This is a genomic window from Streptococcus canis, from assembly GCF_900636575.1.
Lineage (GTDB): Bacteria > Bacillota > Bacilli > Lactobacillales > Streptococcaceae > Streptococcus > Streptococcus canis.
The window spans coordinates 1,999,721-2,019,487 of record NZ_LR134293.1; the positions used below are offsets into that span (position 1 = coordinate 1,999,721).

Consider the following 19,767-nt stretch of genomic DNA (forward strand, 5'->3'; position numbering starts at 1 on the left):
TATGACAGAAATTAGGGATATTGACCAGTTTGACACCTACTTTTTTAAAAATGATAAATAGATGAGATTACTATAATAAAGATTTTGTTTCTTCTGAGCATATTATAGGTAGAAGCTATATCAAATTCAACTAAGACATAGTTGTCTGCTATGTCGTAAAGAAAACAAAAAAGTCTCTCAAAGGGCTACTACTCAATTCTTGACTTTTTTGAACAAATCACCTTAAAATGCAAGACAATATAAGAAAACAGTTAGGATATTTTGATTTTTTCAAGTAATTAAGGTACAATAGCAATAATGAGAAGAAGAATAAAACCTATTGTTGTGCTCGTCTTCTTTGCCTTACTGGCGATTTTATTAATTATCGGAAAGATTCAAGCTGATCAGGCCAAGCAAAAAGAGCTTGAAGAGGCCAAGGCCAATGTTCCCATTATGACCAGCAGTTCCAGTAAAACAAAGACGAGCACTTCTGAAACTGAAGACTTTATTTTAAATCCTATTATTGATGTTTCCGGTTGGCAACTCCCAGAAGAAATGGATTACGATACCTTATCCCACCATATCTCAGGAGCAATTGTTCGTGTCTACGGAGGGTCACAAATCACAGCCCATAACAATGCTGCTTTCACAACTGGAATTGACAAATCATTTAAAAAACACATCAAAGAATTTCAAAAGCGCAAGGTTCCTGTGGCTGTTTACAGCTATGCTCTTGGACGTAGCACCAAAGAAATGCGAGAAGAGGCTAGAACCTTTTATAAGAATGCCTCTCCCTTCAACCCTACTTACTATTGGATTGACGTTGAAGAAGCTACCATGAAGGACATGAATAAAGGGGTCAAAGCCTTCCGTGAAGAACTTGAAAAACTTGGGGCTGAAAATGTCGGTATATATATTGGTACCTACTTTATGGCGGAGCAGGAAATTTCAACCAAGGGCTTCGATGCCATCTGGATTCCAACTTACGGGAGCGATTCTGGTTACTACGAGGCAGCTCCTAATACGACCTTAGATTACGATTTGCATCAGTATACCTCCCAAGGTTATGTCAATGGTTTTAATAATCCTTTGGATTTAAATCAGATTGCAGTGACAAAAGATGCCAAAAAAACTTTCGAAAAACTCTTCGGGAAAATCAAAGACTAGTCTGTCAGCTAGTCTTTTTGATGTGCCCTAAGCCTGCTTTTCCTAACCGCATCTTTCACAATATTATTTTTTTCAAGTCATCCCCCTTGACAGGGCTTTCATCAAACCATATAATGTAAGAAAATATAGTAATTCACAAAGGAGTGCTTTGGCTGAGATCGCAATTGCGAAATCCTAAGGACCTGATCTTGTTAGTACAAGCGTAGGGATTGTGACCAATCAAGAAAAATTGGAAAACAATACTCTTTTTGTGTCTAAAAGGAGTTTTTTTATGTCACCAAACACCAATGTCAAATACCTTATCGAAGCTGCTATTTTTGCTGCTCTAGCAATGGCACTTTCTTTTATTCCAGATTTTGCTGGCTGGTTTAGCCCTTCTTATGGTGCTATTCCACTGGTTATTTTCTCTTTGCGCCGTGGGTTAAAATACGGCATATTGGCAGGGCTCATTTGGGGACTGCTTCACTTTGCACTTGGCAAAGTTTACTATCTCAGCATGTCCCAAGTCTTTATTGAATATATCCTAGCCTTTATTTCTATGGGTCTCGCCGGTTGTTTGTCTGACACTTTAGTCAAATCCTTGAGACTGCAAAAGAAATCTTATGCTTTTCTCATCGCCTTTCTAGCTAGCTTCTTGGCTATTGGGGTTCGTTACCTGTGGCACTTTATAGCCGGTGTTATTTTCTGGGGGAGCTATGCTCCTAAGGGCATGTCTGCTATCTGGTATTCATTCACTGTTAATGGAACTGCCGGCATGCTAACCTTATTAGTCACTCTATTAGCCCTTTTGATTATCTTACCAACTCAGCCTCAATTTTTTGATCCAAAAGACTAATGGTACCAAATTGAAAGCCCCTTTAAAAAAAGGTATAATAACATCATTATACCTTTTTTATGTTTAGGTGAAGATAAGGACTTGATATGGCTAAAAAAACAAAACTCAAAAAAACCTTAGTAGAACAAATCCTCGATAAGGCTAAGATTACTCATCAAAGGCTCAATCTTAATGCTTTAGAAGGTGACTTGCCAGAGGGCATCCAGCCGTCCGATATTTACAAAACCCTTGCTCTGACTGGTGATAAAACAGGACCTCTGATTGGCATTATTCCATTAACAGAACACTTATCAGAAAAACAATTAGCAAAAGTATCCGGCAATAAAAAAGTGTCAATGATTCCTCAAAAAGACTTGCAAAAGACAACTGGCTATATTCATGGCGCCAATAATCCTATCGGGATTCGTCAAAAACATTCCTACCCTATTTTTATTGACCAAACTGCACTTGATAAAGGACAACTGATTGTTTCAGCTGGTGAGGTTGGTCGTTCTATTCAGATTTCTAGCCAAGCTCTAGCTGATTTTGTTGGGGCAAGCTTTGCTGATTTAAAGGAAAAAAAATAAAAACTATTGCAAACCTCATCTGGTTTATCTTTTCAGACTTCTGGGCCTAGGTAAGCTAGTCTTTGATTGATATTATTTTTTGTGTCACCATCTTAGGGATTTTTTAAAGAAATCTGACTGGGGGATTTAACCAATATTCCGACAACAGTAGGCACTCTTTATTTATCAGTCTTTATAGACATTTATAGTAGAAAGATTGTTGGTTGGGCAATAGGAAGATACATGAAAGCTCAGTTGGTAACAGATACTTTCAAACAAGCTTATCATAGAGAAAGACCCAAAGAAGGACTCATCGTCCCTACAAACCAAGGTTCTTAATATACTGGGGCACGATTTTAGGACCTGCTTAGGCGGAAAAAATGTCAGTCCCGTATGAGATCCATGCGATAAGGCACTCATGGAATCCTTTTATAAACCATTAAAACATACTAAGATTAGTAGTGAGGAAATCTCCGACGGAAGAGAATACTTACTACTTTTTCTTTGTGATAAAGTAGAGGTGTCTTGTTAAGTCGTGCTCTCTTTAGGCGCTAGACGTCGCGATTAAAACTGGCAAGACACCTGTTTTAGGTAGAATTTTATCAAAGTATGTGGGAGGCCAGACGTCGTGTATTGAAAATGAAATCACTAAAACTAGGAATCATTCAAGACAAAGAGGTAATATCATGCGAATCATGTTTGAAATTGATCTCAGACACTATGAATCTGGGAACTTTCTTGCCAAGAAACACATCACCAAAGGTGGCAATTCTTATGCCAGAAAGATTCTCTTCAAGTGTATTCACAACATCGCTTTCAGCTAGTCATACCAAGCCTTGTCATATCGCAGACTTTTATGAGAAACGAAAAAGACAATCGCAAATAGCTTCAACTAAGCCACATACGATTGCCTCTATACATCGTCTCATTCGGACAATGTATGACCTCATAACGCATAACAAACTTTACGATTATACTTTGATCCAAAATCATTAAAGCTTTTATGCCATATTATTCTAACACCTTATTGTTAAAAAGGCTAGATAAGGTGTTCCTTTTGCGCACACTTTTATCATGTTTACCACAGAAAAAGAGAACAATAACCTACATTGAAGAAAAAGTCCATTTAGGACAATTTTTCTTCAATCTTTTTTCACTCTTCTAAAAAAGAAAAACTCCTGAAACACGACAACATAAGCGTTTCAAGAGTTGGTTGACATCATGATCATTAAATCATTTTCATTGACACCTTCTAAAAATAAAGTTTGTCTACGTTCTGAACAATAACCTACATTGAGCTACTGTCCTCAAAATATTTTCACTTTAAAGCCTTGGTAGGCTTAACAAATGGTAGAAAAAGAGAGCTTGTCAATGATGCTCATTTCGCAACTATTGAGCAAGCTCAGCTTGAGATTTTTTAATATATTGAGACTTACTATAACCCTAAACGTCTGCATTCAGCTTTAGGGGATCTCTCACCTGTAGAATGTGAAAAAATAACTCATTAGCTTAACTTGATGTCTATTTTTCCTTGACCTGTCCAGAAGTGCGGTACAGAAGTTAGATTACCTTTTTATGATCATAAGCTTTTTAAATTAAGGCTTCATTGTAGGGAATAAAAGGACGTCGCGAATGGTTGTTGTGTTGGTTAACAACATGCAGAGACGGTCAATACCAATTCCAAGTCCACCGGTTGGTGGCATACCATATTCAAGGGCTTCAACAAAGTCATAATCAATACCAGTTGCCTCGTCATCACCAAGTTCTTTAGCTTGTGCTTGTGCTTCAAAACGTGATAATTGATCAATGGGATCATTCAACTCTGTGAAAGCATTGGCATATTCTTTGGTCATGATGAAAAGCTCAAAGCGGTCGGTGAAGCGGCCGTCTTCAGGATTTTTCTTAGCCAAAGGTGATACTTCTACAGGATGACCAAAGACAAAGGTCGGCTGAATCAAGGTTTCTTCAACAAACTCCTCGAAGAAAGCATTGATGATATGTCCGACACTGGTGAAGTGTTTTTCAAGAGGGACCTGTTTTTCTTTGGCAAGTGCAATAGCTTCTTCGACAGTCATTTCAGGCCAGAAATCAACCCCCGTCACTTCCTTGATAGCATCTACCATGTGGACACGCTTGAAAGGTTCATTGATACGGATTTCAGTTCCTTGATAATTAATAGGACCATCACCTTTAACAGCTTTAGCAGCATGTTGGATAATACCTTCTGTCAAATTCATGATGTCCAGATAATCTGCATAGGCTTGGTAAACCTCGATAGAAGTGAACTCAGGATTGTGAGTGGCATCCATTCCTTCGTTGCGGAAGATACGGCCAATTTCGTAAACGCGTTCCATACCACCGACAATCAAACGTTTCAAATGAAGTTCTGTTGCGATACGAAGAACCATGTCAATATTTTGCGCATTGTGGTGAGTAACAAAAGGACGAGCGGCAGCCCCACCAGCTTCGTTATGAAGTACAGGGGTTTCAACTTCCAAGAAATCAAGGCCGTCCAAGTAACGACGAATTTCTGAAATCATTTTTGAGCGGGTCACAAAGCGCTCAAAACTTTCACGATTTGAAATCAAGTCAAGATGACGTTTGCGATAGATGGTCTCAATATCCGTTAAGCCATGGAATTTTTCTGGAAGGGGACGAAGTGATTTAGAAAGGTGGGTCAGTTTGGTTGCCTTGATGGAAAGCTCACCCATATCAGTCCGCATTACCTCTCCCTCAACTCCAAGAAAGTCTCCGAGGTCAGCTTTTTTGAAGATGTCATAATTGTCTTCGCCAACAGAATCCTTACGAACGTAAAGTTGAATCTGTCCTTCTCGGTCTTGCAAGTGAGCAAAGCCAACCTTGCCTTTGCCACGTTTGGTCATCAATCGCCCAGCAACAATAGCTGTTTCGTTTAAGTCGTGTAATTCTTCTTTTGTTTTATCAGCATACTTTTCTTTTAATTCAGCAGAATTGGCTGTGCGGTCAAAACGTTTACCGAAAGGATCAATTCCTTTTTCAGCCAGAGCCATCATTTTTTCACGACGAACAATCTGTTGGTCATTTAATTCTTCAATGTGTTGATTAGACATATTTTCCTCCAATATGATTTCCCTTTCATTGTATCATAAAAGGGACTAGAATACACCTATATTTCGTTGGAAAATGCGAAAGAACAAGGCTTCTTCTTAGGAAATGAATTTGAAAAGGTTAGCGGAAAATAGTATAATGGTTGGGATATTAAACTAGAAAAGAAAAGAGACTCATGATTACTGCTATTGTTTTTGATGTAGATGACACCATCTACGACCAGCAAGCGCCTTACCGAATTGCCATGGAAAAGTGTTTTCCAGATTTTGAGATGTCGGTAATGAATCAGGCCTACATTCGTTTCCGTCATTATTCAGATGTTGGATTTCCAAGAGTCATGGCAGGGGAGTGGACCACAGAGTATTTCCGATTCTGGCGCTGCAAAGAAACACTGCTTGAATTTGGCTACCGTGAAATTGATGAAGCTACGGGAGTACATTTCCAAGAAGTTTACGAGCATGAACTTGAAAATATTACCATGCTAGATGAGATGCGCATGACCCTTGACTTTTTAAAATCAAAGAATGTTCCTATGGGGATTATTACCAATGGGCCAACAGAACATCAACTGAAAAAAGTTCGTAAATTAGGTCTTTACGACTATATTAACCCCAAACGGGTCATTGTTAGTCAAGCGACAGGCTTTCAAAAACCAGAAAAAGAAATTTTTAACTTGGCAGCAGAACAGTTTGACATGAATCCGCAAACCACACTGTATGTTGGAGACTCTTATGACAATGATATCATGGGTGCCTTTAATGGTGGTTGGCATTCCATGTGGTTTAATCACAGAGGTCGCCAATTAAAACCAGGAACTAAACCTGTTTATGACGTGGCTATCGATAACTTTGAACAGCTCTTTGGTGCGGTTAAAGTTCTCTTTGATTTACCAGATAATAAATTCATTTTTGATATCAACGACAAGAAAAATCCGATTTTACAGATGGGAATCAATAATGGCTTGATGATGGCAGCAGAGCGTCTGCTTGAAAGTAACATGAGCATTGACAAAGTAGTTATCTTGCTTCGTTTAACCAAGCAGCAAGAAAAAATACTGCGCTTAAAGTATGCCAGATAACATCAAGTGAATTTACCACCTTCTTCAAAAGTAAATCAACTAGCAAGTTTGGGGTTCTATTTAGGGGAAATCTTAACTTGTTGGCTTTTTTCACAGATGGACGTGGATAAGAAAAGAGATTGATCATGGCAAATCGTCGCTTCATTTAAATAAGAAGATTCAAAAAACCGTCCTAAAATAGGATAAGCTTGTTTGAAAGCATCCGTTACCAACTGAAGCTTGCATGTGTCTTCCCATTGCCCAACCTACAGTCTTTCTACTATAAACGTCTATAAAGACTGATAAATAAAGAGTATCTACTTTTGTCGGAATGTAGGTTAAGTCTCCTAACCATAGTTTATTTTTACCTATCGCTTGAAAACACTGATTAATCAAGTTTGGTCGTGTCAATGAAGAAGGCCGACGGTTATAATATTTATGGTTGTACCGACTTCCTTTGGCATAGAAACCTAACTGATGAAGCAATCTGCCGAAGCGCTTCTCTCCACTTATTGCTGAAATTGCTAGTTGAGAAGGTTAGCAGCTTGAGTCTGATATTCTGGAAGTTTACAGAGGTAACCAAATACACCTTGATCGCCCAGACTGTTGCAAAGTCACTTGTGATTGTTAACTGCTTTTATGCTATAATAGATAGTATCCTAAAGAAAGTAATTCTATCAAGATGACAAAAGAATACATCTCCTATATCAGTGCTGCTATCTTCATCCTTTATGGCCTTTTAACTGCTAAATGGATTTTCCTTGGACTTGGTCTGATCCTAATCATTGTAGGTCTTGCTGATCGCCTGAACTCAAAAAAATAACCCTTCTGCTGTATCCTCCTCAACCAATCCTTAAAGATTCGGGTATTGGGGGAGGGCCTTGTAGCAGTAGGGTTTTTAGAACAAGATAGACTTATCTACGAAAAGCATCTAAGATGGTTTTAAATTCTTCATTGGTCAGGGTGATACCTTTCCCCATCTTACTGTGATCAGGGCTCCATGTTCGGATGTCCCATTTCGCTTCTGCGCCATTAAAGCTGACGCGGTTTAATTCTTTAGTCCATCCTTTATCACTCTCTGATAAGGTTAACAAATGTTCCTCAATTTTAAATGTAAAATCTGCCATTATTTTTCCTCCTCATCTATACTATCCGAAAAAAAGTGGAAAAAATCATCTTTTTTTTCACTTTTTTATTACTCATTCTTCCATTATTCTATCAAGTTTTGAGAAAATAAGCTATTCCAACATCTACTTTCAAAAAACAGGCTCTTTTATCCCAAACGCAGCTTTTACACTACTAGTGAAAAAGGGCCTTTCCTACTTATTTCAATTAGGCTCTAACGGTTTTGCTAGTACCATCTTTTTGATAGAGGTTGACAAGACCTTCCTTGCAAGCCCTAATCATATCCCCTGACTTAACCTCTCTAGGTAAGGAAATGGTTAAGAGTTCCATTGGATTTGGGGCACGATCAATTTTTTGACCGTCCGCATCATGTAAGTCTTTAATAACTGTTTCAAAATGACGGAAACCTGGTCCGTAAAATTCAATTCGATCCCCTTCCATGATGACATTACGCTGACGAATCGTCGCCGTCATACTAGCCGAATCAAAGGAAACCACTTCTCCCACAAATTTGTATTGTGGAATTTTGCGGCGAGCACCAAATAACTGTTCATTTTCAGTTGGGGTACCATAGTAAAAACCTGTGGCCAATTCGCGCTGAGCAACCTTCCATAGCTCGTCAATCAATTCTTCTTTGATGGCATAAAAAGCTTCTGGGCTTTCCATGTAGGCATCTACAGCTGCCTTGTAACAGTTGGTTACAGTTGAGACATAGTGGATAGACTTCATTCGACCTTCGATTTTTAAACTATCAACACCATTTTCAATGAGGTCAGGAATATGGTCAATCATACACATGTCAACAGAGGACATGGAATATTCTTCTGGAATTTCCCCTTTTAAGGAACGACGCTCTCCTCCAAATGGCATGTCGTACAAATCATATTTCCAACGACAAGATTGTGAACAGCCTCCTCGGTTAGCATCACGATGACTCATGTGGTTCGACAAGACGCAGCGACCTGAATAAGAGATACACATGGCTCCGTGGACAAAGGCTTCAATTTCCACATCTGTCCGCTTGCGGATTTCTGCTAGTTCAGCCATATTAACTTCACGGGCTAATACGACACGGGTCAAGCCCATGGCCTTCCAAAATTCAAAGGTCTCGTAATTGGTAGATGAGGCTTGAGTTGACAAATGAATTTCCAGACCTGGAGCTTCTGTTGAGCAAATGACAATCAAGGCGGGATCTGAAACGATGACCGCATCAAGCCCCATATCACGCAATTGACGGAACCAGTCACCCGCGCCAATTTCGTTCCCTTCGTGGGTAACCATATTGGCAGCAACATAGACCTTAGCTCCACGTGCATGAGCATAATCAATGCCTTCTTGCAGTTCCTCCATGGAGAAATTCCCAGCACGGCTTCTTAGACCATAGGCCTGTCCTCCAACAAAAACAGCGTCTGCGCCATAGTCAATCGCAACTTTTAATTTTTCTAGTGTTCCAGCAGGTGATAAGACCTCTGGACGTTTTTTCATATTTGACATGTGATATTCTTTCTATTTTCAAGATAGGTAGATTACCTGTATAATGGTGTCACAACCCTGTCTTGTCCTGAAATAGTAAACTCACACAAGACAAGGGTTACTTATTTATTTAACAGTTTTCGGATCAAAATCGTAAAAACCAGTATCTAGACCACGACCAGCTGGATGATGGAGATGTACCTCTTGATCAAGCTTTTCAGCTTCTTCTTGGGTAAATTGCCCAGCTTCTAACAATTGTTTCGCCTGAATGAATAATTTAGCGATGGCTACAAAATTATCACCAGGACAGTAAATCCCATCTAATTTCCAATGAGTCAGACCATGCGCATAAAGTTCTCCCAATTTTGACATCATGTCAATATCGTTATTAATGAAAATATGAGTGCCATGATTGTCTTCATAAATGGAATAATGACTGCTGGCATCTCCTGGCTCTGCCAAGAAAAGACCGCGTTCACGAGTGACTTCATCATCAATCTTGGTAAAATGATAGTAATTTTCTAATAGTGGACGTTTCGAATGATGAATCACCGAGGCACCGTAAACCAACACCTCTGCTGGAAATTCCAAGTTTTCAGCTAGCGTGAATAACTCTGCAGAAGGGATTTCCCTAGCCAAAACACTTTCAACAGCGCCATGTTGGCCCCAGAAATTTACCTGACGGCTGGAAGTCACAAAAACAGAAGTGTCATAAATCAGTTTAAAGTTGTAGCCATCTCTTTTATTGACATAAAAGACACCTGCATCACCAACCACAAGATAGTCAACAGCAATCTCTGCCATCAAATCGAGAAAGGGCTTGATGTGATCCATCATACCTTGATGCATCAAAGCATTGCAAGCTACTGTCAGTTCTTTTCCAGCCTCGTGCACTAGTTTGGCAATTTGTCTCAATTCGTCATAAGAAAAATTATGGGGGAGACGTAACCCATAATTTGCTTCACCAACATAAATACGATCAACACCAGCAGCTAATAAAGCTTTGACTTGCTCAATGCTTTCAGCTGTGGCTGTAATAATTATTTTTTTCATACAAGTTTTATTATACCAAAAAATTCAAGGCATTAAGCATATTTCTTGCAAAATCTCCCAATTTCTGATTAACTTCGATTGATTGGATCCTTTGTGAGACCATAGTCATTATTGGATTTTTCATTTTAAAAAAAAAGATGACAAAAAAGGACTTTTGTGGTAGAATAGCCTAGTATCTGAAGGAAAGGAGAGGACTATGCCTACACCGTTAAAGAAGCATGACACATTTGAGCAAGATGATGCCTATCAGGAAGCCCAAGGTAAATTCCAGGATTTTCAAGAGTTTAATGGTCAAAGTGCTAAATTGAAAGAATTAGTATTCTTTGCCCGTATTGCTTGCTTTAGCCTTATTACTGTTTTATTTGCATTTGTCCTGCTCGTGATGAACTTAGCACCGGTTTTGGCTTTCCTATTTGCCAGCCTTATCAGCTTAGGGATCACTTCCTTATTAGCCAAAGGCATCAAATCACTCCTAATGTAACTTTCAGAGTCAAGCCTTGCTTGGCCTTTTCTTTTTGTCAAAAAAGAAAGATTGAAGAAATCAATTTCCTCAATCTTTGGTTTTTTAGGATTGGTTTTGTGACGTTTCGGCTTCACTTGCTTGATCATTGAGCTCAGTATAGTCGATAATAATATCCTCTTCATTCAAGTCAATAATAACATCATCTGGATTTTCTTTTGCGTCAATATCAGCCAGTGTTTCTTTTGTTTTTTGGACAAAGGCTGTGGTTTTGTCTTTAAGTAAGCCCAGAATTTCCTCTTTAGTTAGCTCTCCAGTGACTAACTTATCTTTCACATCATAGAAGGTATCACGCGCCAAGTGGCTGTACTCACTGCCTTTTTCTTTTGCGAATTGATGATAATCATCTGGATTTTCTTTATAAGCTTGATAAGCTTTTTCAGCACGGGTTTTCAAAGCCTTGCCTTTTTCTGTTGATAAAAAGTAAGCTGCTGCTGCTCCAGAAGCAGCGCCAACAATTAGTGTTTTGAACAATTTACTCATGCTTTTTCTCCTTTTTTACCAAATACTTTTGATGCCATTTTACCAACCAAGGCAACTTTGCCAGCTTTTGACACATTGCTTGTGGCATTGCCTGCTTTTTGTCCTAAATGTCTTGCTTGCAGGTTTAAATCCGAGACGCTTTCAGACAAATCTGCAATAGCAACAAATAGAGGATCAATGGTAGCGACCTTGCCATTAACATCTTCAACAAGAACATTGGCTTTGGCCAAGATTTCGTTAGTTTGATAGAGAGTCACGTTAACATCACTGGTCAACACAGAGATGGTTTTTTTGGCTTCATCAACTGTTTCAGAGACCTTCTTCAAGACGATAATCAAAAAAACAACCAAAGCAACAAAGGCTAATGCAATAATAATTAATGAGATTCCAACTAAATCCATAAGTTTCTCCTCTTTCTATCCCTATTCTTGATAATAAGGAATTCCCTTTTGACGACGTCTTTTAATGACGAAGATAAGACCAATAATAATTAATAAAACAGAGACATATTGAGAAACACGAACACCTAGGAACATGAGACTATCTGTTCGCATTCCCTCGATGACCAGCCGTCCGCAACCATACCAAATCAGATAAAATGCAAAGATTTCCCCATCTAATAGACTTTTTGGCTTGCGACGCCAAATTATAATAATGACAAATCCCAAAAGATTCCAAAGCGATTCATAGAGAAAGGTCGGAATGCGGTAGCTTCCCTCAATAAACATCTGCTTTTGAATAAAACTTGGCAGATAATTAAGCTGGCTCACGGCTTTGCCATAGGCTTCTTGGTTAATAAAATTTCCCCAACGGCCAATAGCTTGTGCAATCATGACACCTGGTGCGGCAATATCTAGAAAATGAATGGGATTGAGTACCTTGTAATAGCAATAAACCAAAAGTACAAGTGCTCCTGTGATGAGACCACCATAAATGGCAATCCCCCCATTCCAAATGGCAATAATTTCATCTAAGTGGTGTGCATAATAGGACCACTCAAAGATAACATAGTAGAGCCTAGCTCCAATAATAGCTAGTGGAAAAGCAATTAGAATAAAATCTAAAATATCATCCGTTGTCATGCCTTTTCTTGGCGCTTCTTTTGATGCGAGGTAAACCGCCAAAACAAGTCCTGACAAGATGCATAGAGCGTACCAATGGATAGCTAGTGGACCAAGTTGTAAAGCAATCGGATTAATCATCGGCTTGCCTCATTCTTGTTAATTAACTGAGTCAGCCGATCTTCAAAGGTCTTGGTCGCATCAAATCCCATTTCCTTAGCTCGATGATTCATGGCAGCAGCCTCGATAACCACTGAAACGTTACGACCTGTCTTAACTGGAATACGAATACGAGGAATGCAGACACCTGAGAAAGTGATTTCCTCATTGCCATTTCCAAGTCGGTCAAAGACTTTACCAGCTTCAAAGTTTTCAAGGTAAATTGCCAACTGAACTTGTGACGAATCCTTCACGGCACTAGCTCCATAAAGTGACATAACATCAATAATCCCTACTCCACGAATTTCAAGCAAGTGGCGTAAGATTTCTGCTGGCTCTCCCCAGAGGGTCTCTTCATCTTTGGCATAGACATCCACACGATCATCTGCAACCAGACGATGCCCACGCTTGACCAATTCCAAACCCGTTTCACTTTTACCAATCCCAGAATCCCCTTGAATCAGAACCCCCATACCATAGATGTCCATTAACACACCATGAACACTAGTACGTTCGGCCAAAGAAGCATCGAGGAAATAGGACATTTCACCAGCTAAGCGGCTAGTCGAAACCCGACTGCTCAATAGAGAAATGCCTTCTTCTTTTGCAGCTTGAATCATTTCCTCAGGAATCACCAAGGCTCTAGAAACAATAACAGCTGGAGTAGCTTTTTTAAACATCTCTTTCAAAACAGAATAACGATTATGAGAAGTCATTTGAGTAAGATAGGACCACTCTTTCATGCCAAAAAGTTGTAACCTTTCTGGAGCATAGTAATCAAAATAACCAGTCATTTCAAGACCAGGACGTGAAATATCTGATGTTGTTATTTCTTTCTCTAACAAGTCATCCGTGGCGTAAACGACATCCAGTTTGACTTTTTTAACTAACATCCTTACAGTAACAGTCATATTTTTCTTATATTTATATTAGTGGATAGCTCCCGCTAGTATAAACCCTTTCTTTAATTATTTTTTAGATTTGTTTTATACTTAGTTCAGCGCTGTGGATTAGTACCATGTTTTAATCGCTTTGACGATTTAAAGGAGACTCTAACCACAGCTCTTTGTTTTATTGGTAATGAGAATGATAACGCTTGGACGTTTTATTCGTGTAAGAATACAAGACAAAGAGTGCGTGGAACGAACAACAGCTGCTAATCACTTGGAAAGGAATCAGAAACTTATGTTCTATGTTGGTATTGATATTGCCAAAACCAAACACGATTTAGCCTATATCAATGAAACTGGAGAAACAGTGATAACTAACTTCAGATTCGCCAATTCTTATCAAGGCTTTCATCAGCTTAAACTTAAACTAAAACAGCTCTCTCCTATCACACAAGATATCCATATAGCACTTGAAAGCACAGGACACTATAACTATAATATTGTTGCTTTCTTAAGAGAGTTAGGATATACCGTTTTCGCTTACAACCCTTTTATTATCAAACAATTTGCCAAATCTCAGTCTCTAAGGAAAATCAAAACAGATAAGCTCGTAAATTACGGTCTGATGTTACTCCTGAATATTATCAGACAGATAAAGTAATGGATGAGTTAAAAGAACTCACACGCTATCAAAACCGTTTAATTCAGTCACGCTCTAAATGCAAGAACTTATATATCCGATTACTTGACATTATCTTTCCTGAGATTAATAGCTACGTTAGTAATCTTCATAGTCATTTTGTCTATGAGTTATTGACTAAGTACCCTTCTGCTCAAAAGATAGCTCGTGCTAGAGTCTCATCGTTACTTAAAATCAAACGGCTAACCGCTGATAAAGCGCATCAGATACAAGAAGCAGCCAAACAAACGATTGGTAATGCTTCGTCAGCTTTATCCCTAGAGCTAGTGCAGTTAATTGAAAGTATTCAACACTATGATAAACAGATTAATCAAACTCAAGAAGAAATTAACCGATTGATGACTGGATTAGATTCTCCTATCACCTCTATTTCTGGAATCGGAAGTCGTCTTGGTGCTATTATCCTAGCTGAAATTAAGACTATCTATAATTTCAAGAATCCAAACCAGCTTCAAGCTTTCGCTGGATTAGACCCTGCTATTTACCAATCAGGACAGTTGGATAATACCGGTCATATGGTAAAACGAGGCTCCTCTTATCTAAGGTATGCCCTAATACAAGCTGCCAAACTCATCTCCATTTACTCACCGCATTTTAAAACCTATTTAAAGCTAAAAATCAGTTACGGCAAACACTATAATGTGGCTGTGACACTTATTGCCAAGAAGCTTATTCGTGTCATTTATCATCTCCTCAAAACCAATCAAACCTTTGATGAGGCTAAACTAAGATAAAAATACAGAAATCAAGAATGATTTTTAAAACTTGCTCAAGGGCAAGATTTTTTGCGTGTCTAAAATTGAGCTTTTAGACGAAAAGGTGTAAAATAATAAGTGCATCCTCCAGACGATTGAGTAACTTGCATTCAAGTTTATCGCAGTGGGGGTGTTTTTTTATTTTGTAGAATTTTCTCTTGACTTTTTATATAGAATGTCTCCTTTTTTCAATATTATAACACAAATCACTATCTAGGCCCTTACAAATACCCCATTTTGTACTACCAAACTAAAGAAAATGAGGTTAAAAATACTTTCCAGGCTCAGGTTTCTTTGGCTATTATGAGAAAATAACTGTCTTAGGACTACCAAAAAAGCCCCATCTTAACAGATAAAGGCCTTTAACATAGCTTTATTTTAGGAGATTCCAAAACATTCCATTACTGAGAAGACCTTCAAGTTCCTGTTAATCCTCAAAGGCTTCTCATTTGTTTACCAAAACCAGCCGTCTTCTTCATTTAAAACATCCGCATCTTTGCGACGACGAGGGCCTAGGCCATAACGTTCTTCAAGCAGATCTTCTTTGTAAGGCAGGAAGATGGCTAATAAAATATAAAGCAAAAGTCCAAAGCCAGTGCCATAAATGAGAAGGGCTGCTAAAACACGCGCCAGAGCAAGGTCCCAACCATATTTATCTGCTAGACCGGCAACAACACCTGCCACTAAACGATGTTTGCGTTGTTTATAAAATTTAGTTTCCACGTTTCCTTACCTCCTCATTCTATGATACTAGTTTACTTGTTTTTTCGCAAAATAAAATCAGCCCTACGACTGATTTTTTTCAATAAGTTTTCCACGACAGTTGCCACAAACATATTTAGCCAGATTGATACGCCTTTTTATTGAATAAATCTGCCCACAGGCTTGGCAGGCATAGTAATACTTAACCTGTGGTTTAGAGCTCATTGGAACATAGCGCAGTCCGTCTACTTGGGCTAACAGGTCTTTAAAATCCTTATCCCTATGCTGATAACCTTTACCTGCAAAATAAAGATGGTAATGGCAGAGCTCATGACGAACAATTTTCCGAAAAATAAACTCACCTTGCTCCTCAAGTATTCTGGGGTTAAAGTCTAAATGACCATCTTTTGGAAAAAAGCGACCGCCAGTTGTCTTTAAGCGCTTGTTCCAATAAGCCTTGTGGGTAAAAGGTTTGCCAAAATCAGCTAGGGAAACTTTTTGGACATACTTAGTGAGTGTCACGCGGCGGCAAGAGACTGAGATTAACTTTGTGGCGGTCCAAGTCAATCTTAGATACCCAAACAGTTACCAAGTCCCCCACCGAAACGACTTGACTAGGGTGGTTGACAAAGGTCTCACTCATTTCAGAAATGTGAATAAGCCCATCTTCATGAACACCAATATCCACAAAAGCTCCAAAGTCAACCACATTTCTCACGGTTCCTTCTAGTTTTTGACCAATAGCTAAATCTTTCAAATCAAGAATATCTTGACGCAAGATCGGTGCTTCAAAATCATCACGCAAATCACGACCTGGCTTGAGGAGGTCTGCAAGAATATCCTTGAGCGTCACCTGACCAATCGCCAAGGTTTCTGCCATTTGAGGAATTTTAACAGCAGTCAGTTTTGCTTTAGCAGCTTCGTCCAAGTCATGAATATCAAGTACCTTGAAGAGCTTTTTGACTGCAGGATAGGATTCGGGGTGAACTCCTGTGTTGTCCAAAATATTTTGGGATTCTGGAACACGGAGGAAACCTGCTGCTTGCTCAAACGCCTTAGCCCCCAAACGAGGGACTTTTTTAATATCAGCGCGTGAACTAATCGCCCCATTTTCTTCACGATATTTGACAATATTTTCTGAAATAGTCTTGTTTAAGCCAGACACATGAGCTAACAAAGATGGGCTAGCCGTGTTCACATTAACACCGACTTGGTTAACCACCATATCCACAACAAAATCAAGATTCTCACTCAGTTTTTTCTGGCTAACATCATGCTGGTACTGACCGACACCAATTGATTTGGGGTCAATTTTGACCAATTCTGCGAGTGGGTCTTGCAGACGGCGAGCAATAGAAATAGCGGAGCGCTTTTCCACTGTTAGGTCTGGAAACTCATGACGCGCTAACTCTGATGCTGAATAAACGGAAGCACCGCTTTCATTAACAATGACATAGGAAGTGTCAGGGAAATCTTTCAAAACTTCAGCTACGAAGGCTTCGCTTTCTCGACTGGCTGTTCCGTTTCCAATAGCAATAATATCAACTTGATAAGTCTTAATAAGTTGAGCCAGTGTTTCTTTGGCTGTTTGGATCTTCGACTGACTAGCTGGTGCTACTGGATAAATAACCTGGGTGGTCAACAATTTTCCAGTCTGATCCACGACGGCCAACTTAGCGCCTGTTCGGAAGGCAGGGTCAAACCCAAGAACCATTTTCCCTTTTAAAGGAGATACTAACAAAAGATGACGAAGGTTTTCAGAAAAAAGGTGGATGGCTCCATCTTCTGCGGCATCACTGAGCTCAGTGCGAATCCGCCTCTCCATAGCTGGTACAATTTTCTTTTTGATGGTTTGGTTAATGACGTCCTCAATATAAGGATTGGTTTCTTTGAAGCGCACACTGAAAAAGCGTTGCATTTTCTCCAAATGATGCTCAAAAGATACTTTTAAAACACCTAACTTTTCGCCACGGTTAAGGGCTAATGTACGGTATCCCTGCATGTTAGACACTTGGTCAGAAAAATCATAATAGATTTGGAAAACCTTTTTCTCATCAAGCTGCTCATCTTTGACAGTGGATACTAAGCGGCTGTATTGCCAAATCTCATTGTAGGTCCAAGAGCGTAATTTAGCATCTTCTGACATGGCTTCCACTAGAATAGCGACAGCTCCTGCTAGAGCTTCTTGTGGGGTAGCAAATCCTTCTGTGACAAAGGGTTCTGCTGCCTTTTCAAGATTTTGAGCATTTTGTAAAATCAAACGTGCCAATGGAAACAAGCCCGCTTCACGCGCAATCGTCGCCTTTGTACGGCGCTTTTCCTTGTAAGGCAGGTACAATTCTTCCAAATCAGCGAGTTTCTCAGTTGCTTCAATACTAGTTCTTAATTGATCGGTAAGTTTTCCCTGTTCTTCAATTCTAGCCAAAATAGTCGCTTTGCGCTCATTCAGTGTGGTAAGAGACTTATCCATATCAATAATAGACTTAATCACCACTTCATCTAAATTCCCCGTTACTTCTTTACGGTAACGTGCAATAAAGGGAATGGTATTGCCTTCTGCTGTTAAAGCCAACACCTGCTCAATTTGGTTGAGGCTAATAGACAAAGCCTCTGCAATTTTGTAATTCGTTTTATTTTCCATAACAGTATTTATTATAACATAAAGCTATGACTTCAAAGAAATAGTATCTGAAAAGAGTCGTTAAGTGACATTACTAACAACTATCACGTAATTGTTCTCACTCTTTTCTAAACTCAGCATAGAGCTCATTAACTTGAGCCTCTGTTCTAGCGTTACCTACTTCAGATCGGAACTGTCTCTGATAAAATTGAAAACCGCTGTCACCTACCTCTTCTTTAAACTCTGTTAATAAGTTAAGAACATGCACTTTTATTCCCCATCGTACTGCATTAATCGATATTGTATCATTAACACTACGTTTTTCTGAGCAATACTAATAACTTTTAAGGCTTGGTGCAAAGGAAAGACAACTCATAAATTTGCCAACATGCTGAGCGATAATTTGCCCATTCGGTGGAACTGTTCTTCGCATGGTAATCAAGTCATCTGAGAATATGTTCTTCATCATCCACTAATAAGACCTGTTTTATCATTGTTTATCTCCTATTGGGCACATTATAACACACTTGTCTGAAATTCTAATGTTGATAAAACCAAGCAAGTCTGACTTTCAAAGACTAGTCTCTGGTCAAACGCTCAATAATAGTCTTGTGTTCTGGGTAGAGCGCTAGTAAGTCTGCCCTTGCAAACAACTCAAAATCCTCAAATTCAAACCCTGGGGCGACCAGACATGAAACAAGTGCATAGCCATTGTCTACCGTTGATCCAAAAATGGTTCCTTTGGGAACACAATAATGAAGCTGCTGCCCCTTAGCCAAATCTAACCCTAAGGAAACCCTACGGTAGTTTCCATCTGGGGTAATCATGTGGACAGTCAAGGGGGCACCAGCATGAAAATACCAGATTTCATCTGCTGTCAAACGGTGAAAATGAGAGGGATTGGCCTCTTCTAACAGAAAATAAATACTAGTATAAAGCGCTCTTTCCTTACCATTGAGACCCATAGTTTCTTGAGCTTTTTCTGTTTGTCTAAAATAGCCACCTTCAACATGGGGAGCTAACTCTAGCGTTCTTATCCAGTCTTCTTTTGTTATCATGATTGCACTCCTTCTACTTATTTGTTCTATTTTATCATAAAAGCTAGAACCTCTTCTTCAAAATTTCTGACCACTTCTCCCATCGTTGCAAAAGATGGTATCTTTGTCATTTCTTTCTTCACAATCACATAACTATCCTATCCTAACCTACACCCTCAGCCTATAACTATCCTAACGTTAACAATGCAAACAAATGGTCAAAAAACACTTCAGCTTTGGCATTGTTCTCAAATGATAGTATAATAGACTTATCTTGAATGAAAGAAGGTCATAATCATGGCAATTACCCATAAAAAAAATGATGAACTTGAAAAAATGCTAGCAGGTTTTGCGTCAATTCCTAGCTTTGATAAGCCACTCGACATTACGAGTGATGGAAAATTACTTTCCAAAGAAAAGGTCACTGACCAGACCAAGACAGATAAATCCTAACAATCTTGTCTCTTCTGAACACACCTCGTCCATTCGCCTAAACTGAATATGGAATCTTTTAGCGAC

At 39.1% G+C, this 19,767-nt stretch carries 21 protein-coding genes, 3 pseudogenes and 1 riboswitch; of the genes and pseudogenes, 11 read left to right on the plus strand and 13 right to left on the minus strand.

Going from position 1 to position 19,767, the window contains the following annotated elements; genetic code table 11:
* Positions 1 to 297 precede the first annotated feature (297 nt).
* The 6 genes and pseudogenes from EL097_RS10060 to EL097_RS10995 all read left to right on the plus strand — a co-directional run.
* Positions 298 to 1,146, plus strand: coding sequence for a glycoside hydrolase family 25 protein (locus EL097_RS10060; RefSeq protein ID WP_039994795.1), 849 nt, complete (start codon positions 298 to 300; stop codon positions 1,144 to 1,146).
* A gap of 129 nt (positions 1,147 to 1,275) precedes the next feature.
* A riboswitch (TPP riboswitch) is annotated at positions 1,276 to 1,372 on the plus strand.
* 45 nt (positions 1,373 to 1,417) lie between these two features.
* A complete protein-coding gene (gene thiT / locus EL097_RS10065; RefSeq protein WP_003047398.1) occupies positions 1,418 to 1,981 on the plus strand; it encodes an energy-coupled thiamine transporter ThiT in 564 nt (187 codons plus the stop codon).
* 86 nt (positions 1,982 to 2,067) lie between these two features.
* Positions 2,068 to 2,547, plus strand: a complete 480-nt coding sequence (locus EL097_RS10070) for an aminoacyl-tRNA deacylase (protein ID WP_003047394.1) — start codon at positions 2,068 to 2,070, stop codon at positions 2,545 to 2,547.
* Positions 2,548 to 2,664: 117 nt separating this feature from the next.
* Positions 2,665 to 2,865 (plus strand): DDE-type integrase/transposase/recombinase, encoded by a 201-nt coding sequence (locus EL097_RS11265; protein ID WP_081587259.1) that lies wholly within the window; start codon positions 2,665 to 2,667, stop codon positions 2,863 to 2,865.
* Positions 2,866 to 3,227: 362 nt separating this feature from the next.
* Positions 3,228 to 3,522, plus strand: a pseudogene (locus tag EL097_RS10080) (IS110 family transposase); the annotation flags it as partial.
* Positions 3,523 to 3,881: 359 nt separating this feature from the next.
* A pseudogene (locus EL097_RS10995) lies at positions 3,882 to 4,034 on the plus strand (IS3 family transposase); the annotation flags it as partial.
* An 87-nt stretch (positions 4,035 to 4,121) separates the two neighbouring features.
* On the opposite strand, the gene lysS reads toward EL097_RS10995, so the two are convergent.
* Positions 4,122 to 5,615: a lysine--tRNA ligase gene (gene lysS / locus EL097_RS10085; protein ID WP_003047386.1), complete on the minus strand. Its 1,494-nt coding sequence runs from the start codon at positions 5,613 to 5,615 to the stop codon at positions 4,122 to 4,124.
* Between the two features lie 173 nt (positions 5,616 to 5,788).
* Here lysS and EL097_RS10090 point away from each other — a divergent pair, with 173 nt between their 5' ends.
* Positions 5,789 to 6,691, plus strand: coding sequence for an HAD family hydrolase (locus tag EL097_RS10090; protein WP_003047383.1), 903 nt, complete (start codon positions 5,789 to 5,791; stop codon positions 6,689 to 6,691).
* 159 nt (positions 6,692 to 6,850) lie between these two features.
* On the opposite strand, the gene EL097_RS10095 is transcribed toward EL097_RS10090, so the two are convergent.
* The gene (locus tag EL097_RS10095; RefSeq protein ID WP_003047380.1) at positions 6,851 to 7,156 is read right to left on the minus strand and encodes an IS3 family transposase; all 306 of its coding nucleotides are present in this window, start codon (positions 7,154 to 7,156) and stop codon (positions 6,851 to 6,853) included.
* A gap of 196 nt (positions 7,157 to 7,352) precedes the next feature.
* Here EL097_RS10095 and EL097_RS10630 point away from each other — a divergent pair, with 196 nt between their 5' ends.
* The gene (locus EL097_RS10630; protein WP_003047372.1) at positions 7,353 to 7,493 is read left to right on the plus strand and encodes a hypothetical protein; all 141 of its coding nucleotides are present in this window, start codon (positions 7,353 to 7,355) and stop codon (positions 7,491 to 7,493) included.
* Positions 7,494 to 7,584: 91 nt separating this feature from the next.
* On the opposite strand, the gene EL097_RS10105 is transcribed toward EL097_RS10630, so the two are convergent.
* The 3 genes from EL097_RS10105 to EL097_RS10115 all read right to left on the minus strand — a co-directional run bounded on the left by EL097_RS10105 (position 7,585) and on the right by EL097_RS10115 (position 10,321).
* Positions 7,585 to 7,797, minus strand: a complete 213-nt coding sequence (locus EL097_RS10105) for a YdbC family protein (protein ID WP_003047368.1) — start codon at positions 7,795 to 7,797, stop codon at positions 7,585 to 7,587.
* A 205-nt stretch (positions 7,798 to 8,002) separates the two neighbouring features.
* Positions 8,003 to 9,289 (minus strand): peptidase U32 family protein, encoded by a 1,287-nt coding sequence (locus EL097_RS10110; RefSeq protein ID WP_003047346.1) that lies wholly within the window; start codon positions 9,287 to 9,289, stop codon positions 8,003 to 8,005.
* A 105-nt stretch (positions 9,290 to 9,394) separates the two neighbouring features.
* Positions 9,395 to 10,321, minus strand: a complete 927-nt coding sequence (locus EL097_RS10115) for a peptidase U32 family protein (protein ID WP_003047343.1) — start codon at positions 10,319 to 10,321, stop codon at positions 9,395 to 9,397.
* Between the two features lie 196 nt (positions 10,322 to 10,517).
* On the opposite strand from EL097_RS10115, the gene EL097_RS10120 reads away from it, so the two are divergent.
* Positions 10,518 to 10,802, plus strand: coding sequence for a DUF3270 domain-containing protein (locus tag EL097_RS10120; RefSeq protein WP_003047340.1), 285 nt, complete (start codon positions 10,518 to 10,520; stop codon positions 10,800 to 10,802).
* 84 nt (positions 10,803 to 10,886) lie between these two features.
* Here EL097_RS10120 and EL097_RS10125 read toward each other — a convergent pair whose 3' ends face one another.
* From EL097_RS10125 to hprK, 4 genes are read right to left on the minus strand one after another with little or no spacing between them, the layout of a single operon-like run.
* The gene (locus EL097_RS10125) at positions 10,887 to 11,324 is read right to left on the minus strand and encodes a YtxH domain-containing protein (protein WP_003047336.1); all 438 of its coding nucleotides are present in this window, start codon (positions 11,322 to 11,324) and stop codon (positions 10,887 to 10,889) included.
* Positions 11,321 to 11,725, minus strand: coding sequence for a DUF948 domain-containing protein (locus EL097_RS10130; protein WP_003047333.1), 405 nt, complete (start codon positions 11,723 to 11,725; stop codon positions 11,321 to 11,323). Before EL097_RS10130 ends, EL097_RS10125 begins: the two co-directional genes overlap by 4 nt.
* A 21-nt stretch (positions 11,726 to 11,746) precedes the next feature.
* On the minus strand, positions 11,747 to 12,526 hold the full coding sequence (lgt, locus tag EL097_RS10135) for a prolipoprotein diacylglyceryl transferase (RefSeq protein WP_003047330.1): 780 nt from the start codon (positions 12,524 to 12,526) through the stop codon (positions 11,747 to 11,749).
* The gene (hprK, locus tag EL097_RS10140) at positions 12,523 to 13,455 is read right to left on the minus strand and encodes an HPr(Ser) kinase/phosphatase (protein ID WP_003047328.1); all 933 of its coding nucleotides are present in this window, start codon (positions 13,453 to 13,455) and stop codon (positions 12,523 to 12,525) included. Before hprK ends, lgt begins: the two co-directional genes overlap by 4 nt.
* Before the next feature lie 274 nt (positions 13,456 to 13,729).
* On the opposite strand from hprK, the pseudogene EL097_RS10145 reads away from it, so the two are divergent.
* Positions 13,730 to 14,868, plus strand: a pseudogene (locus EL097_RS10145) (IS110 family RNA-guided transposase).
* A gap of 474 nt (positions 14,869 to 15,342) precedes the next feature.
* Here the strand turns inward: EL097_RS10145 and EL097_RS10150 are convergent.
* From EL097_RS10150 to EL097_RS10165, 4 genes are all read right to left on the minus strand, one after another.
* On the minus strand, positions 15,343 to 15,612 hold the full coding sequence (locus tag EL097_RS10150) for a PspC domain-containing protein (RefSeq protein ID WP_003047321.1): 270 nt from the start codon (positions 15,610 to 15,612) through the stop codon (positions 15,343 to 15,345).
* A gap of 63 nt (positions 15,613 to 15,675) precedes the next feature.
* Positions 15,676 to 16,113: a SprT family protein gene (locus EL097_RS10155; RefSeq protein ID WP_003047318.1), complete on the minus strand. Its 438-nt coding sequence runs from the start codon at positions 16,111 to 16,113 to the stop codon at positions 15,676 to 15,678.
* Positions 16,100 to 18,232, minus strand: a complete 2,133-nt coding sequence (locus EL097_RS10160) for a Tex family protein (protein ID WP_003047316.1) — start codon at positions 18,230 to 18,232, stop codon at positions 16,100 to 16,102. Before EL097_RS10160 ends, EL097_RS10155 begins: the two co-directional genes overlap by 14 nt.
* A gap of 557 nt (positions 18,233 to 18,789) precedes the next feature.
* Positions 18,790 to 19,269 (minus strand): cupin domain-containing protein, encoded by a 480-nt coding sequence (locus EL097_RS10165; protein WP_003047310.1) that lies wholly within the window; start codon positions 19,267 to 19,269, stop codon positions 18,790 to 18,792.
* Between the two features lie 276 nt (positions 19,270 to 19,545).
* Here EL097_RS10165 and EL097_RS10170 point away from each other — a divergent pair, with 276 nt between their 5' ends.
* Positions 19,546 to 19,701 (plus strand): SPJ_0845 family protein, encoded by a 156-nt coding sequence (locus EL097_RS10170; RefSeq protein WP_003047303.1) that lies wholly within the window; start codon positions 19,546 to 19,548, stop codon positions 19,699 to 19,701.
* Positions 19,702 to 19,767: the final 66 nt, after the last annotated feature.

Coding starts and splice junctions, on each gene's coding strand:
- EL097_RS10060 (WP_039994795.1), top strand. CDS start 298: ATGAGAAGAAGAATAAAACCTATTGTTGTGCTCGTCTTCTTTGCCTTA.
- thiT (WP_003047398.1), top strand. CDS start 1,418: ATGTCACCAAACACCAATGTCAAATACCTTATCGAAGCTGCTATTTTT.
- EL097_RS10070 (WP_003047394.1), top strand. CDS start 2,068: ATGGCTAAAAAAACAAAACTCAAAAAAACCTTAGTAGAACAAATCCTC.
- lysS (WP_003047386.1), bottom strand. CDS start 5,615: ATGTCTAATCAACACATTGAAGAATTAAATGACCAACAGATTGTTCGT.
- EL097_RS10090 (WP_003047383.1), top strand. CDS start 5,789: ATGATTACTGCTATTGTTTTTGATGTAGATGACACCATCTACGACCAG.
- EL097_RS10630 (WP_003047372.1), top strand. CDS start 7,353: ATGACAAAAGAATACATCTCCTATATCAGTGCTGCTATCTTCATCCTT.
- EL097_RS10105 (WP_003047368.1), bottom strand. CDS start 7,797: ATGGCAGATTTTACATTTAAAATTGAGGAACATTTGTTAACCTTATCA.
- EL097_RS10110 (WP_003047346.1), bottom strand. CDS start 9,289: ATGTCAAATATGAAAAAACGTCCAGAGGTCTTATCACCTGCTGGAACA.
- EL097_RS10115 (WP_003047343.1), bottom strand. CDS start 10,321: ATGAAAAAAATAATTATTACAGCCACAGCTGAAAGCATTGAGCAAGTC.
- EL097_RS10120 (WP_003047340.1), top strand. CDS start 10,518: ATGCCTACACCGTTAAAGAAGCATGACACATTTGAGCAAGATGATGCC.
- EL097_RS10125 (WP_003047336.1), bottom strand. CDS start 11,324: ATGAGTAAATTGTTCAAAACACTAATTGTTGGCGCTGCTTCTGGAGCA.
- EL097_RS10130 (WP_003047333.1), bottom strand. CDS start 11,725: ATGGATTTAGTTGGAATCTCATTAATTATTATTGCATTAGCCTTTGTT.
- lgt (WP_003047330.1), bottom strand. CDS start 12,526: ATGATTAATCCGATTGCTTTACAACTTGGTCCACTAGCTATCCATTGG.
- hprK (WP_003047328.1), bottom strand. CDS start 13,455: ATGACTGTTACTGTAAGGATGTTAGTTAAAAAAGTCAAACTGGATGTC.
- EL097_RS10160 (WP_003047316.1), bottom strand. CDS start 18,232: ATGGAAAATAAAACGAATTACAAAATTGCAGAGGCTTTGTCTATTAGC.
- EL097_RS10165 (WP_003047310.1), bottom strand. CDS start 19,269: ATGATAACAAAAGAAGACTGGATAAGAACGCTAGAGTTAGCTCCCCAT.
- EL097_RS10170 (WP_003047303.1), top strand. CDS start 19,546: ATGGCAATTACCCATAAAAAAAATGATGAACTTGAAAAAATGCTAGCA.